This is a genomic window from Streptomyces sp. NPDC059499 (assembly GCF_042749285.1).
Lineage (GTDB): Bacteria > Actinomycetota > Actinomycetes > Streptomycetales > Streptomycetaceae > Streptomyces.
Genome location: NZ_JBHYTT010000001.1, coordinates 805,880 through 818,227 on the forward strand (window position 1 = coordinate 805,880; position 12,348 = coordinate 818,227).

Below are 12,348 nucleotides of genomic sequence, written 5' to 3' on the forward strand. Positions count from 1 at the left end.
GCCCGAAGCCCCACCTGCCGCCACGGGGCACACAGAAACCCGCACCGGCCTCCTCCACCGGGTGCGAATCCCCCGGCCACCAGGGGCCGGGCCGCACCCGTACGGCCGGTACAGCGCTTCCCACCAGCGTAAACGGCCCACCACGCGCCCGCCCACCGGCGCACCCGCACCACGCCGGACCCTCACCCTGCGCCGCGGTCGCGGGTGAGGCACCTCACGGTCCGCCGGCCCGCACGCCGAAGGGCGGCCACCCCGTACGAAACGGGGTGACCGCCCTTCGGTCGTATCAAGCGACTCGCTTACTGGTTGTACGGACCGTAGTCGTAGTCCTCCAGCGGAACGGCCTGGCCGGAGCCCGTGCCGAACGGCGAGTAGTCGATGTCGTCGTAGCCGACGGCCGAGTACATCGCGGCCTTGGCTTCCTCGGTCGGCTCGACCCGGATGTTGCGGTAGCGGGACAGGCCCGTACCGGCCGGGATGAGCTTACCGATGATGACGTTCTCCTTGAGGCCGATCAGGGAGTCCGACTTGGCGTTGATCGCCGCGTCGGTCAGAACCCTGGTCGTCTCCTGGAAGGACGCCGCCGACAGCCACGACTCGGTGGCGAGCGAGGCCTTGGTGATACCCATCAGCTGCGGACGGCCGGAGGCGGGGTGACCGCCCTCGGTGACCACACGACGGTTCTCGACCTCGAACTTCGACCGCTCGACGAGCTCGCCCGGCAGCAGCTCAGCGTCGCCGGACTCGATGATCGTCACGCGGCGCAGCATCTGCCGGATGATGATCTCGATGTGCTTGTCGTGGATCGACACGCCCTGCGAGTTGTAGACCTTCTGGACTTCGCCGACCAGGTGGACCTGGACCGCGCGCTGACCGAGGATCCGCAGCACGTCGTGCGGGTTCGTGGCACCGACGGTGAGCTTCTGGCCCACCTCGACCGCGTCGCCCTCGCCGACCAGCAGACGGGCACGCTTGGAGATCGGGAACGGCGTCTCCTCGCTGCCGTCGTCCGGCGTGACGACGAGCTTCTTGGTCTTCTCGGTCTCCTCGATCCGGACACGGCCCTTGGCCTCCGAGATCGGGGCGACACCCTTGGGTGTACGTGCCTCGAAGAGCTCGACGACTCGGGGCAGACCCTGCGTGATGTCGTCACCGGCCACACCACCGGTGTGGAAGGTACGCATCGTCAGCTGGGTACCGGGCTCACCGATGGACTGGGCGGCGATGATGCCGACCGCCTCACCGATGTCGACCAGCTTGCCGGTGGCGAGCGAGCGTCCGTAGCAGAAGGCACAGGTGCCGACCGCGGACTCACAGGTCAGGACCGAGCGGGTCTTGACCTCCTCGACGCCGGCGCCCACCAGGGCGTCGATCAGGACGTCACCGAGGTCGACGTTGGCAGGCGCGATGACCTTGCCGTCGACGACGACGTCCTCGGCGAGCATGCGGGCGTAGACCGAGGTCTCGACGTCCTCCGTCTTGCGGAGCACACCGTCCGCACCCTTGACGGCGATCTTCAGCTTGAGGCCGCGGTCGGTGCCACAGTCCTCCTCGCGGATGATCACGTCCTGCGAGACGTCCACCAGACGACGGGTCAGGTAACCCGAGTCGGCGGTACGCAGGGCGGTGTCCGCCAGACCCTTACGGGCACCGTGCGTGGAGATGAAGTACTCCAGAACGGTGAGGCCCTCACGGAAGGACGCCTTGATCGGACGCGGGATGGTCTCGTTCTTCGCGTTCGACACCAGACCACGCATACCCGCGATCTGACGCATCTGCATCATGTTTCCTCGGGCACCCGAGTCAACCATCATGAAGATGGGGTTCGTCTTCGGGAAGTTCGCGTTCATCGCCTCGGCAACCTCGTTGGTCGCCTTGGTCCAGATCGCGATGAGCTCCTGCGTGCGCTCGTCCTTGGTGATCAGACCGCGCTCGTACTGCTTCTGGACCTTCTCGTCCTGCTCCTCGTAGCCCTTGACGATGGCCTTCTTGGCCTCGGGGACGACGATGTCGGCAACAGAGACGGTGACCCCGGAACGGGTCGCCCAGTGGAAGCCCGCAGCCTTCAGGTTGTCGAGCGTCGCCGCCACGATGACCTTGGGGTAGCGCTCGGCCAGGTCGTTGACGATCTCGGAGAGCTGCTTCTTGCCCACCGAGTAGTCGACGAACGGGTAGTCCTCGGGCAGCAGCTCGTTGAAGAGCGCGCGGCCCAGGCTCGTACGCAGCCGGAAGGTGTCACCCGGCTGGTACTCGGGCTCGCCCTCCTCGGCGACCGGCGGCACCCAGCCGCGCGGAGGCATGGTGCCCACCGGGAAGCGGATGTCCACCTGCGCCTGGAGCGAGAGCTCCCGGGCGTCGAAGGCCATGATCGCTTCAGCCGTCGAACCGAACGCCCGGCCCTGACCGATGACCTTGCGCTCCTCCTCGTCCGTGGTGAGGAAGAAGAGGCCGAGCACCATGTCCTGGGTGGGCATGGTGACGGGACGGCCGTCGGCCGGCTTCAGGATGTTGTTCGAGGACAGCATCAGGATGCGGGCCTCGGCCTGCGCCTCCGCGGAGAGCGGAAGGTGCACGGCCATCTGGTCACCGTCGAAGTCCGCGTTGAACGCGGTGCAGACGAGCGGGTGGATCTGGATGGCCTTGCCCTCGACCAGCTGGGGCTCGAAGGCCTGGATGCCGAGGCGGTGCAGGGTGGGTGCACGGTTCAGCAGCACCGGGTGCTCGGCGATGACCTCTTCGAGGACGTCGTACACGACGGTGCGGCCACGCTCGACCATGCGCTTGGCCGACTTGATGTTCTGCGCGTGGTTCAGGTCCACCAGGCGCTTCATCACGAACGGCTTGAAGAGCTCCAGCGCCATCGCCTTCGGCAGACCGCACTGGTGCAGCTTGAGCTGCGGACCGACGACGATCACGGAACGCGCGGAGTAGTCCACACGCTTGCCGAGGAGGTTCTGACGGAAACGGCCCTGCTTGCCCTTCAGCATGTCGCTGAGGGACTTCAGGGGACGGTTACCGGGACCGGTGACCGGGCGACCACGGCGGCCGTTGTCGAACAGTGCGTCGACGGCCTCCTGCAGCATCCGCTTCTCGTTGTTCACGATGATCTCGGGGGCACCGAGGTCAAGGAGACGCTTGAGGCGGTTGTTGCGGTTGATCACACGGCGGTACAGGTCGTTCAGGTCGGAGGTCGCGAAGCGGCCACCGTCCAGCTGCACCATCGGACGCAGGTCCGGCGGGATGACCGGCACGCAGTCGAGCACCATGCCCTTGGGCTTGTTGCTGGTCTGCAGGAACGCGGAGACGACCTTGAGGCGCTTGAGCGCACGGGTCTTCTTCTGGCCCTTGCCGGTACGGATGATCTCGCGGAGGCGCTCGGCCTCCTCGTCGAGGTCGAAGGACTCCAGGCGCTTCTGCAGGGCAGCAGCACCCATGCAGCCGTCGAAGTACGTGCCGAAACGGTCACGCAGCTCGCGGTAGAGCAGCTCGTCGCCCTCGAGGTCCTGGACCTTGAGGTTCTTGAAGCGGCTCCACACCTCGTCGAGACGGTCGATCTCGCGCTGCGCACGGTCACGCAGCTGCTTCATCTCACGCTCGGCACCTTCGCGCACCTTGCGGCGCACGTCGGCCTTGGCACCCTCGGCCTCGAGCTCGGCCAGGTCGGTCTCGAGCTTCTTGGCACGGTTCTCGAGGTCCGAGTCACGACGGTTCTCGACCTGCTGGCGCTCGACGGAGACATGCGCCTCCAGCGACGGGAGGTCGCGCGTACGGCGCTCCTCGTCGACGAACGTGATCATGTACGCGGCGAAGTAGATGACCTTCTCGAGGTCCTTCGGCGCGAGGTCCAGCAGGTAGCCCAGGCGCGACGGGACGCCCTTGAAGTACCAGATGTGGGTAACGGGAGCGGCAAGCTCGATGTGGCCCATGCGCTCACGGCGCACCTTGGCGCGCGTGACCTCGACGCCACAACGCTCACAGATGATGCCCTTGAAGCGGACACGCTTGTACTTGCCGCAGTAGCACTCCCAGTCCCGGGTCGGACCGAAGATCTTCTCGCAGAAGAGTCCGTCCTTTTCGGGCTTGAGCGTGCGGTAGTTGATGGTCTCCGGCTTCTTCACTTCGCCGTGGGACCAGGTCCGGATGTCGTCCGCGGTGGCAAGGCCGATCCGCAGCTCGTCGAAGAAGTTGACGTCGAGCACTTGTCGTCAATCCCTCTTTCGGGGGTTCGAGCCCCCTCGCCTGAGCGAGAAATCGGGGCACTTCAGCAATGGTCTGAACGGGTCCGGGGAGAGCCGGCCGGATCACTGGGATCCGGCCGGCCAACCCGTCAGACCTCTTCGACGCTGCTCGGCTCGCGCCGGGACAGGTCGATACCGAGCTCCTCCGCCGCGCGGAAGACGTCCTCGTCCGTGTCACGCATCTCGATGGACATACCGTCCGAGGACAGCACCTCCACGTTGAGGCAGAGCGACTGCATTTCCTTGATGAGCACCTTGAAGGACTCGGGAATGCCGGGCTCGGGGATGTTTTCGCCCTTGACGATCGCCTCGTAGACCTTCACGCGGCCGGTCACGTCGTCGGACTTGATCGTCAGCAGTTCCTGGAGGGCGTATGCGGCGCCGTAAGCCTCAAGGGCCCACACCTCCATCTCACCGAATCGCTGCCCACCGAACTGTGCCTTACCACCCAGCGGCTGCTGCGTGATCATGGAGTACGGTCCGGTCGAACGGGCGTGGAGCTTGTCGTCGACCAGGTGGTGCAGCTTGAGGATGTACATGTAGCCGACCGAGACCGGCTCGGGGAACGGCTCACCGGAGCGGCCGTCGAACAGGTTGGCCTTGCCCGAGGGCTGGACCAGCCGGTTGCCGTCGCGGTTCGGGATCGTGGCCTCGAAGAGGCCGGTGATCTCGTCCTCACGGGCGCCGTCGAAGACCGGCGTCGCGACGTTGGTGCCGGGGGCGACCTGGTCGGCGCCGATGGACTGCAGGCGCTTGGCCCACTCGTCACCGAGGCCGGAGACGTCCCAGCCGCGGCTGGCGAGCCAGCCGAGGTGGATCTCCAGGACCTGTCCCGGGTTCATTCGGGACGGGACACCCAGCGGGTTGAGGATGATGTCGACCGGGGTGCCGTCCTCCAGGAACGGCATGTCCTCGATCGGCAGGATCTTCGAGATGACGCCCTTGTTGCCGTGACGGCCGGCGAGCTTGTCACCATCGGTGATCTTGCGCTTCTGCGCGACGTAGACGCGGACCAGCTGGTTCACGCCCGGCGGCAGCTCGTCGCCCTCTTCGCGGTCGAAGACGCGGACGCCGATGATCTTGCCGATCTCGCCGTGCGGGACCTTCAGCGAGGTGTCGCGCACCTCGCGCGCCTTCTCACCGAAGATCGCACGGAGCAGACGCTCCTCCGGCGTCAGCTCGGTCTCACCCTTGGGCGTGACCTTGCCGACGAGGATGTCCCCGGCCGTGACCTCGGCACCGATACGGATGATGCCGCGCTCGTCGAGGTCCGCGAGGACCTCTTCGGAGACGTTCGGGATGTCCCGGGTGATCTCCTCCGGGCCGAGCTTGGTGTCACGGGCGTCGACCTCGTGCTCCTCGATGTGGATCGAGGAGAGGACGTCGTCCTGCACCAGACGCTGCGACAGGATGATCGCGTCTTCGTAGTTGTGGCCCTCCCACGGCATGAACGCCACGAGGAGGTTCTTGCCGAGCGCCATCTCGCCCTGCTCGGTCGCCGGACCGTCCGCGAGGACCTGGCCCTCGACGATCCGGTCGCCCTCGTTGACGACAACCTTCTGGTTGACCGAGGTGCCCTGGTTCGAGCGGGAGAACTTGGCGATGCGGTACGTGGTGTACGTGCCGTCGTCGTTGGTGACGGTGACGTAGTCCGCGGAGACCTCCTGGACCACACCGTCCTTCTCCGCCTTGATGACGTCACCGGCGTCGACCGCGCAGCGGTACTCCATGCCGGTGCCGACGAGCGGAGCCTCGGACGTGATCAGCGGCACGGCCTGACGCATCATGTTCGCGCCCATGAGGGCACGGTTGGCGTCGTCGTGCTCGAGGAACGGGATCATGGCGGTCGCGACCGACACCATCTGGCGCGGCGAGACATCCATGTAGTCGACGTCGTCGCCGGGGATGTAGTCGACCTCTCCGCCACGACGGCGGACCAGGACGCGCGGCTCGGTGAACCGCATGTCCTCGGACAGCGTCGCGTTCGCCTGGGCGATCACGAAGCGGTCTTCCTCGTCGGCGGTCAGGTAGTCGACGTCGTCGGTGACGACACCGTCGACGACCTTGCGGTACGGCGTCTCGACGAAACCGAACGCGTTGACGCGTCCGTACGAGGCGAGCGAACCGATCAGACCGATGTTCGGGCCTTCAGGGGTCTCGATCGGGCACATGCGTCCGTAGTGGGACGGGTGCACGTCTCGGACCTCGAAGCCGGCCCGCTCACGGGACAGACCACCCGGGCCAAGAGCCGACAGGCGGCGCTTGTGGGTGAGACCCGACAGCGGGTTGTTCTGGTCCATGAACTGCGACAGCTGGCTGGTGCCGAAGAACTCCTTGATGGAGGCGACGACCGGCCGGATGTTGATCAGGGTCTGCGGCGTGATCGCTTCGACGTCCTGGGTCGTCATGCGCTCACGCACGACGCGCTCCATACGAGCCAGACCCGTGCGGACCTGGTTCTGGATGAGCTCGCCGACGTTACGCAGACGACGGTTGCCGAAGTGGTCGATGTCGTCGGTCTCGACGACGATCTGGGTACCGCTCTCGCCGACCGTCTCGGTCTCCCCGGCGTGCAGCTTCACCAGGTACTTGATGGTCGCGATAATGTCGTCGCTGGTGAGGACACCCGCGTCGAGCGGCTCGTCGGCGCCGAGCTTCTTGTTCACCTTGTAGCGGCCGACCTTCGCGAGGTCGTAGCGCTTCGGGTTGAAGTAGAGGTTCTCGAGCAGCGTCTGAGCGGCCTCACGCGTGGGCGGCTCGCCCGGGCGCAGCTTGCGGTAGATGTCGAGCAGCGCGTCGTCCTGGCCCTGGGTGTGGTCCTTCTCCAGGGTGGCGCGCATCGACTCGTACTCGCCGAACTCCTCGAGGATCTGCTCGGTGGTCCAACCGAGAGCCTTCAGGAGAACGGTGACGGACTGCTTGCGCTTGCGGTCGATGCGGACACCGACCATGTCGCGCTTGTCGATCTCCATCTCCAGCCAGGCACCCCGGGAAGGGATGATCTTGGAGGAGAAGATGTCCTTGTCGGACGTCTTGTCGATGGAGGAGTCGAAGTAGACACCCGGCGAGCGGACCAGCTGCGACACGACGACACGCTCGGTGCCGTTGATGACGAAGGTGCCCTTATTGGTCATGAGCGGGAAATCGCCCATGAAGACCGTCTGGGACTTGATCTCGCCGGTCTCGTTGTTGGTGAACTCGGCCGTGACGAAGAGCGGCGCGGCGAACGTGAAGTCGCGCTCCTTGCACTCGTCGATGGAGTTCTTCGGGGGCTCGAACCGGTGGTCGCGGAACGTGAGCGACATCGACCCGGAGAAGTCCTCGATCGGCGAAATCTCCTCGAAGATCTCTTCCAGGCCGGACTTGGTGGGGACGTCTTGTCCGCTGTCCAGAGCAGCCTCGACGCGAGCCTTCCAGGCGGCGTTGCCGAGGAGCCAGTCAAAGCTCTCGGTCTGCAGCGCGAGGAGGTTCGGAACCTCGAGGGGCTCCCTGATCTTTGCAAAAGAGATGCGCAGCGGGGCGGTGCTGGCACCGTTGTTCGTATTCGAGGTCGAGGCGTTGCGCGAGGCGGCCAAGAGGGGGTCCTTCCGAGGGCTCGGACTCACTACGCGCGTACCGGCCCCAAGCCGCACACAGAGACAGAAATCCCAAGGTCAGGGAAAGGTCGGTCATCGGTGCTAGGCGTGGGCATGCCCCTGGTGACGGGCAGGAGGCAGCTAACAGGCAGCGCAAAGGGTCAGTGTAGCCAAGCGGCACACTGATGTCCAGTCGGGGTTCTCAGAGACCCACGTTGCTCTCAACAGCTGTTCTCAACACCTATGAATAGCCCTCGCGCGGTGTGCGCTCTTCTTTACTGCCCTCTTCGTTCTCGATCCATGCCTCGGATGCGGATCGAGATGACGACGCGTCCTGAGAATTGCGCGCCGCGTGCGGTTCGTCAAGGCCCCCGAGCTCCGGATGGACTCCCGCGATCTTCACCTGGGCTCCCAGGACGCCCGTTGACGCCCCCTGGGAGACGCACGGCGAAGATCACCCTACTCGTCGCCGCCGGAAGATCAAGGCACCCTCAGCGGGTACGCCAAAGGGCGACCACCCGAATGGGTGATCGCCCTTTGCGATGTGACATCCCAGCCTCGCGGCAGGGACGGTCCTGAGGAGTCAGATGACTCGCAGGGTCACTTGACCTCGACGGAGGCGCCAGCGCCCTTGAGGGACTCGGCAGCCTTCTCGGCGGCCTCCTTGGCGACCTTCTCGAGGACGGGCTTCGGGGCGCCGTCCACGAGGTCCTTGGCCTCCTTGAGGCCCAGGGAGGTCAGCTCGCGCACGACCTTGATGACCTGGATCTTCTTCTCGCCGGCACCCGTGAGGATGACGTCGAACTCGTCCTGCTCCTCAGCGGCCTCGGCAACGGCGCCCGGGCCGGCGGGGCCGGCAACGGCGACCGCGGCGGCGGCGGTGACGTCGAACTTCTCCTCGAACGCCTTAACGAACTCGGAGAGCTCGATGAGGGTGAGCTCCTCGAACTGAGCGAGCAGGTCTTCCTGGCTGAGCTTCGCCATGATGGCGTCCTTCCACTAATTCGGCAGGTGCCGGATGTATATGTAGGCGGGCGTACGGGCCCGCTTCGAGCCGATGACGCGGAGTGTTACTCCGCCACCTCGGCGTCGGCGGGAGCCGGCGTACCGGCACCGCCCTGCTCGGCCCTCTTGGCGCGAAGCGCTTCCGCGGTGCGGACGAACTTCGACGGCAGAGCCTGGAAGAGCTGCGCAGCCTGAGTCTGCTTGCCCTTCATGGCGCCGGCCAGCTTGGCGAGCAGAACCTCGCGGGACTCGAGGTCCGCGAGCTTCTTGATCTCATCGGCGGACAGCGCCTTACCGTCAAGGACACCGCCCTTGATGATGAGGTTGGGGTTGTCCTTGGCGAAGTCACGAAGACCCTTCGCCGACTCCACCGGGTCACCGGTGACGAAGGCAACCGCCGTCGGACCCGAGAACAGGTCGTCCAGCGTGTCGATCCCGGCCTCGTTGGCCGCAATCTTGGTCAGCGTGTTCTTCACCACGGCGTACTGGGCGTTCTCACCGAGCGAACGGCGCAGCTCCTTGAGCTGTGCCACGGTGAGACCCCGGTACTCGGTCAGCACAGCGGCGTTCGAGCTGCGGAACTGGTCCGTCAGCTCGGCTACCGCGGCAGCCTTGTCGGGCCTTGCCATGAGCGTCGGCCTCCTTCCGGGTGATGAGGACCGCTCAGAAGGGGCCGGGAAAGACGAAACGCCCCGGCGCAGGCGCCAGGGCGTAGCTCGACCGAATGAATCCGGGAGCTTTCCACAGTCACCTGCGCAGGTCGTCCGTTCTCGACGGATCCTTCGGTCACCGTCCCTCTTGCGAGAGCGCGGCAACGACCAGCGGTCTTTGGCTTCCTGAGGAGCGTACGCGACCGGGGCGCCCCGGAGCAAATCCGTCCCGGTTCGACCGGTGCGAGAGGTTTAGGACGCGTATCAGGAGGGACCTGTGGGGCCGCCCGAGCTGCGCCGCCGGGTGTCCGGCGGTGCCTGCCGCCCCTGCTCGCGGCGAGCCGCCGACGGCCTGCGGCCGTCCCTCGCGGGCCTTCTCGGAGCTCTGGGAGGTACGCGTACCCCTGCCGTGCTCACGGGCTCTCCCGCACATACGAGGACGGGCCCCGCACCTCGAAAGGTTGCGGGGCCCGTCCCATGCCGTGAAACCGGCTACCGGGTGAGCACGGGGGCTCAGACGGAGGCCGGGTCCTCCTCGACGAGGAGGTTGCGCACGCGGTTGGAGTCCAGCGGGATGCCGGGGCCCATCGTCGTGCTCAGGGTCGCCTTCTTGATGAAGCGGCCCTTGGCGGCGGACGGCTTCAGGCGGAGGATCTCCTCGAGAGCCGCACCGTAGTTCTCGACCAGCTTCGTGTCATCGAAAGAGGTCTTTCCGATGATGAAGTGCAGGTTCGAGTGCTTGTCGACGCGGAACTCGATCTTGCCGCCCTTGATGTCGTTGACAGCCTTGACGACATCGGGGGTGACGGTGCCGGTCTTCGGGTTCGGCATCAGACCACGCGGACCGAGCACGCGGCCCAGGCGGCCGACCTTGCCCATGAGGTCCGGGGTCGCGACGACGGCGTCGAAGTCCAGACGGCCCTTCGCCACCTCGTCGATGAGCTCGTCGGCGCCGACGATGTCGGCGCCCGCGGCTTCCGCGGCCGCAGCACGGTCACCGGTCGCGAAGACCAGGACCCGGGCGGTCTTGCCGGTGCCGTGCGGGAGGTTCACGGTGCCACGGACCATCTGGTCGGCCTTGCGCGGGTCTACACCCAGGGCAAACGCGACCTCGACGGTGCTGTCGAACTTCGTGGAGGCGGTGTCCTTGGCGATACGGACGGCCTCGAGCGGGGCGTACTGGCGCTCCCGGTCGATCTTCGCGTCCGCAGCGCGGAGGTTCTTGCTGCGCTTCACTTCTACTCCTGTGGTTATCAGAGTGTGGAGTCGTGGTGCGGACCAGCGCTTGGTCCTACCACTAGGGGCTTACGGGGCTGAATCAGCCTTCGACCGTGATGCCCATGGAACGGGCGGTGCCAGCGATGATCTTCGACGCGGCGTCGAGGTCGTTGGCGTTCAGGTCGGGGAGCTTCGTCGTGGCGATCTCGCGGACCTGGGCAGCCGTCAGCTTGGCAACCTTGGTCTTGTGCGGCTCGCCGGAGCCCTTCTCCACGCCCGCGGCCTTGAGGATCAGCTTGGCGGCCGGCGGAGTCTTCGTGATGAAGGTGAAGGAGCGGTCGTCGTAGACCGTGATCTCCACCGGCACGACCATGCCACGCTGCGACTCGGTCGCGGCGTTGTAGGCCTTGCAGAACTCCATGATGTTGACGCCGTGCTGGCCCAGTGCGGGGCCGACCGGCGGGGCCGGGTTGGCCGCACCGGCGTTGATCTGGAGCTTGATAAGCCCCGTGACCTTCTTCTTCTTGGGAGGCATTGCTCTCTCCGGGTCCTAGTGAGAGTGTTTCGCCGCCATTCCGGTCATCCGGATGGAGGCATACCGCACAACGATAACGGGTATAGCTGCGCGACCAAAAACCGAGCAGGTCAGACCGGCTGCGAAGCCGGTCTGACCTGCTCGGTAGGCATGTGTCCGGAAGCTGCGGAAACCGCTAGTTCTTCTGGATCTGGTCGAAGCTGAGCTCGACCGGGGTTTCGCGACCGAAGATCTCGACGAGGCCCTTGACCTTCTTCGAGTCGGCGTTGATCTCGTTGATCGTCGCCTGCAGCGTCGCGAACGGGCCGTCGGTGACGGTGACCGAGTCGCCGACCTCGAAGTCCAGCACCTGGACCTCGACCTTGCGGGCCGGAACCGGCTTGCCCTCGGCCTCCGCGGCCTCGCGGGCGGCCTTCTCCTCGGCCTCCGGGGCGAGCATCTTGACGATCTCGTCCAGGGTCAGCGGGTACGGGTCGTAGGCGTTGCCGACGAATCCGGTGACGCCGGGCGTGTTGCGGACAACACCCCAGGACTCGTTCGTCAGGTCCATGCGCACCAGGACGTATCCGGGGAGCTTGTTCTGACGGACGTTCTTGCGCTCACCGTTCTTGATCTGGACGATCTCTTCCTCGGGCACTTCGGCCTGGTAGATGAAGTCCTCGACGTTGAGCGAGACGGCGCGCTGCTCCAGGTTGGCCTTCACGCGCTTCTCGTAGCCGGCGTACGTGTGGATGACGTACCACTCGCCGGGCAGACCGCGCAGTTCGTCGCGCAGGGCGGTGACGGGGTCGACGGGGGCGGCCTCCTCGGCCTCCTCCTCCGTGTCCTCGTCGGACTCCTCCGTGTCCTCGTCGGACTCGGCGGCGTCCGTGTCGTCAGCGGCCTCGTCGGACTCGGCGGCCTCCTCGGCCTCCGCTTCCTCGTCGGACTCGACGTGCACGGCGTCCTGCTCGGCGGGCTCGCCCGCGGCGTCGTCAGCAGCTTCGACCTGGTCCGGGGCCACGGCGTCCGCCGCCTCGACGATGTCGAGCTCGTCCTCGGCGGACTCGACGGCGCTCGCCGTGGGCTCGGCGTCGTCGTTCAGGTTCGGGTCAGACACGATGGCTGCTTCTTCCTGGATACAAATG

At 66.1% G+C, this 12,348-nt stretch carries 7 protein-coding genes; all 7 read right to left on the reverse strand.

All coding sequences use genetic code 11. The annotated features are described in order from the left end of the window. Window positions 1-299 precede the first annotated feature (299 nt). Window positions 300-4,199, reverse strand: coding sequence for a DNA-directed RNA polymerase subunit beta' (locus tag ACFW9O_RS03795; protein WP_351176403.1), 3,900 nt, complete (start codon window positions 4,197-4,199; stop codon window positions 300-302). Between the two features lie 128 nt (window positions 4,200-4,327). Then, a complete protein-coding gene (gene rpoB, locus ACFW9O_RS03800) occupies window positions 4,328-7,813 on the reverse strand; it encodes a DNA-directed RNA polymerase subunit beta (protein ID WP_384604599.1) in 3,486 nt (1,161 codons plus the stop codon). 600 nt (window positions 7,814-8,413) lie between these two features. After that, complete coding sequence (rplL, locus tag ACFW9O_RS03805; RefSeq protein WP_351176397.1) at window positions 8,414-8,797, reverse strand: 50S ribosomal protein L7/L12; 384 nt, start codon at window positions 8,795-8,797, stop codon at window positions 8,414-8,416. An 86-nt stretch (window positions 8,798-8,883) separates the two neighbouring features. Next, window positions 8,884-9,447: a 50S ribosomal protein L10 gene (gene rplJ / locus ACFW9O_RS03810; protein WP_145804073.1), complete on the reverse strand. Its 564-nt coding sequence runs from the start codon at window positions 9,445-9,447 to the stop codon at window positions 8,884-8,886. A gap of 534 nt (window positions 9,448-9,981) precedes the next feature. Next, window positions 9,982-10,704, reverse strand: coding sequence for a 50S ribosomal protein L1 (gene rplA / locus ACFW9O_RS03815; RefSeq protein WP_384604602.1), 723 nt, complete (start codon window positions 10,702-10,704; stop codon window positions 9,982-9,984). 82 nt (window positions 10,705-10,786) lie between these two features. Continuing rightward, window positions 10,787-11,221 carry a 50S ribosomal protein L11 gene (gene rplK, locus ACFW9O_RS03820; RefSeq protein WP_329208309.1) on the reverse strand — a complete coding sequence of 145 codons (435 nt, stop codon included), beginning with the start codon at window positions 11,219-11,221 and terminating at the stop codon, window positions 10,787-10,789. A 175-nt stretch (window positions 11,222-11,396) separates the two neighbouring features. Then, window positions 11,397-12,320, reverse strand: a complete 924-nt coding sequence (gene nusG / locus ACFW9O_RS03825) for a transcription termination/antitermination protein NusG (protein WP_384604606.1) — start codon at window positions 12,318-12,320, stop codon at window positions 11,397-11,399. Window positions 12,321-12,348: the final 28 nt, after the last annotated feature.